Origin of the sequence: Geotalea sp. SG265 (genome assembly GCF_022808985.1) — a bacterium.
GTDB lineage: Bacteria > Desulfobacterota > Desulfuromonadia > Geobacterales > Geobacteraceae > Geotalea.
This window is the reverse complement of the sequence record NZ_JAKZFT010000034.1, coordinates 1-3,117: the sequence shown is the minus strand read 5'-3', so window position 1 is coordinate 3,117 and position 3,117 is coordinate 1. Positions and strand designations below refer to the sequence as shown.

2 protein-coding genes and 1 pseudogene are annotated in these 3,117 nt (G+C 39.4%); 2 read left to right on the top strand and 1 reads right to left on the bottom strand.

The annotated features are described in order from the left end of the window. Positions 1 to 127: 127 nt before the first annotated feature. Positions 128 to 463: pseudogene (locus ML541_RS18775) on the top strand (ATP-binding protein); the annotation flags it as partial. A gap of 727 nt (positions 464 to 1,190) precedes the next feature. Beyond that, positions 1,191 to 2,381: an acyltransferase gene (locus tag ML541_RS18770; protein WP_243375589.1), complete on the top strand. Its 1,191-nt coding sequence runs from the start codon at positions 1,191 to 1,193 to the stop codon at positions 2,379 to 2,381. 449 nt (positions 2,382 to 2,830) lie between these two features. On the opposite strand, the gene ML541_RS18765 is transcribed toward ML541_RS18770, so the two are convergent. Next, positions 2,831 to 3,117 (bottom strand): transposase (locus tag ML541_RS18765; RefSeq protein WP_243375586.1); only part of this gene is annotated, 287 nt, incomplete at its 5' end.

Below are 3,117 nucleotides of genomic sequence, written 5' to 3'. Positions count from 1 at the left end.
ACTGAAGAAGAACTGCATTTCATAATTGAAAAGGTGAATCATCGACCCAGAAAATGCCTTAACTACCAGACACCACACGAAGTCTTCTTTCAAAATTCACGTGGTGCACTTGCAATTTGAATCCACCGTGGTCGATCTGGTAAATCAGCTGGAGCAGGAGAAGCTGGCAGGCAGGGGCGGAAAGCTCGCAGAACATCTAGCCAGACATGATCTGATAGTGCTGGATGAACTGGGTTATCTGCCTTTCTCCAAGAGCGGGGGGCAGCTTCTGTTCCACCTGATCTCGAAGCTTTGCGAAACGACCTCACTCATCATAACGACCAATCTGACCTTTGGAGAGTGGCCACAGGTGTTCGGCGATGGGAAGATGACCACAGCTCTGCTGGATAGGGTCACCCACCACTGCGAAATCGTCGAAACCGGAAACGAAAGCTGGAGGATCAGAACCAGAATCAATAACTGAAAACTACTGCCTGGGGTGGGTCAATTTTGGACGCCGATGGTGGGTCAATTTTCAATGCCGATTGACAACATGGCGATTATAAGCCATCTTTCATTGACCAAAGTCTAAAACCGTTATAAATTCGGATTGCTGAGGATGTCACAAAATGTTGAGCAGAAAACCGCTCATCAAGCCAGATGGAACATTTATACTAAGAAATAAGTTATAAAATACAGTGCCTTATCCAAATTGTGTCATTCTGATCACCTTTGAAGAACAAGATTTTATCGTGCTTGAGAGGATCCGGTAGAATAACCAATTTGGGAAGATCAACAGTTCACGCGCGCGTGAACCCTTCAATAAGGAGTTGCTGGTATTCTGCTGCTGAAGGGGAAAGACAAAGGGGTCGCGTCGTTCACTTAAGTCACTCATAATTATAGAAATTCAATCTAATGTATTTATTAAAATTTTAATTTTGTGGACTAGTTCGAGAGTTGCACGTATACAAAAATAAAGCAGGCAAAACGCAGGTACGCGGGTGACGCAGAGCTACTTAACAAGTATGTAACTTAAATCAAGGGGTTGTCGACGAGCAAAATTTTAACCCATAGATTTTTTATATAGAGAGCTCTGATGGAGGGACTCTAGGCAATCTCCAGAAGGGTTTTACCTGATTTCATGAACTGTGACTTTGGCAAGTATAGTATCACGATTTTAAAAAAGTAGGCACGCTTCTACCGGGGGCTTGATGAAAAATATTGACAACATAAATGGCTTTGTGCCAGCACTGGATGGAATTAGAGGCTATGCTATATTACTGGTAATAATAATACACACGTTTCATACATTCATAGTTAATAGAGGGTACAGCGCTGACCCTGGTATTAAGATGCTAGATTCAATAGCTGGATTTGGCATATACGGTGTAGATTTATTCTTTGTTTTGTCTGGTTTCCTAATTACCGGAATTCTAATAAACCAAGTTAATTCCAATAATTACTTTAAAGCTTTTTATATCAAAAGAGTATTAAGAATATTCCCACTATACTATATTTATTTACTAGCGATAGTTATATTGGTTCCATTGCTAGTTAGTTATGTTAGATTTAATATTACTAGCTTATATGTTTATTTTATCTATTTACAAAACATGTTTTATAGCTCAGGAACATTACAAGACTATTTGTTATGTCATCTATGGTCTTTAGCAGTAGAAGAGCATTTCTATTTAATTTGGCCGCTTATAGTATATTTTATAAAACCTAAAAAGGTAATTATTATATCTATAGTTTTTATTATTATCGCGATAATGCTAAGAAGTTATATCATTCTATATTCACATATTAGACCATCACTTGCTGACAGATTTACTTTATGTAGAATTGATTCAATATTTTTTGGATGCCTTCTAGCATACGGTTTGAGATCTATAAGTTTTAATAATTATTTACATAAGCACAAGTATGTTATGTTATTAATTTCAGGACTTATAAGTTTAGTTACTTCTTTGCTGTTAATTTGGAACATCAATGAAAATATTCATCACGTAATATCTTATACGGTATACGGTGTATTCTTCACCGCAATATTAAATGTTGTTATGTTTGTAGACACAACAAGTTTAATTAATAAGATATTTGATAATAAATTAGCCAAGTTTTTTGGAAAGTACAGTTATTCTATGTATATAATCCATATGCCAATTACTGCTGGTTTGTATGCTATTTACTTTGAAGATGCGCCAGGTTACGCATTATTAAATGCAGGCATATTCTTTGCCACAACAACAGGATTGACAGTAATTGGGTCACTTATAAGTTGGCACATTCTAGAGAAGCACTTTATTAAGCTAAAAATAAAACTTGCAAACAATCAAGCTATGCAGCCTATTAAACTGGAAGAAGAACAAAGTCTCTCCTTTACTGGCCATCTACAGTGAGGGAAAAGACAAAGGGTTCGCGTCTACACATTTCACAGAAGTTGCATTGCACAAAAGTGAAAAGTGTAGACGAAGAGCAATAGGGCGAAAGGCACCTTGTTTACCCACTGAAATTCTATGAACGGATTTGTTCCAACGTAATAATCCAACTCAAAGGATATTACACCAAAGATAGAATTGATCCTTACCGCTGTTATTCTTTTGGCTCCTACTTCATTGAGGAATTGAACTTATAGCATCTGCTAATCGGGTAGCCGGGGGTCTTAGCCCCCCAGCCCCCACACCACCGTACATGCGGGTCCGCATACGGCGGTTCGATGAAGTTACCGAGCCGTAGCCGGGTAATGGATCTTCACCCACTGTTCTTTGACAGATACGAGACCTTGATCCCTCAGCCATTTGGTAGTGTAAAGGATTTTTCGCTTTTATGTTAGCAGTGCCTGTTTCGGTTAGATTACCTCGGCCACTTCAAGTTTCTGGTTCAATTCCGGTTCTTTGAGAAGATCGATATTGAGATACCGCTTTGTTCCCCACTGTGTCCCGGCTATGTGACGCAGCCGCGCAGCACACAGCATCAAAGCTGAATGGCCATCTGGGAAAGCGCCAACAACTCTCGTGCGCCTGCGGATTTCTTTCATGATCCGTTCGAGGGCGTTGTTGGTCCTGATGCGGATTCTATACTCACGTGGAAAGTCGTAGTAGGTCAGGGTCTCAATTATGGAATCCTGGACCTTTT

Bases quoted from the DNA above. Each gene is read 5' to 3' on its own strand.
- ML541_RS18770 (WP_243375589.1), top strand. From the start codon at position 1,191: ATGAAAAATATTGACAACATAAATGGCTTTGTGCCAGCACTGGATGGA.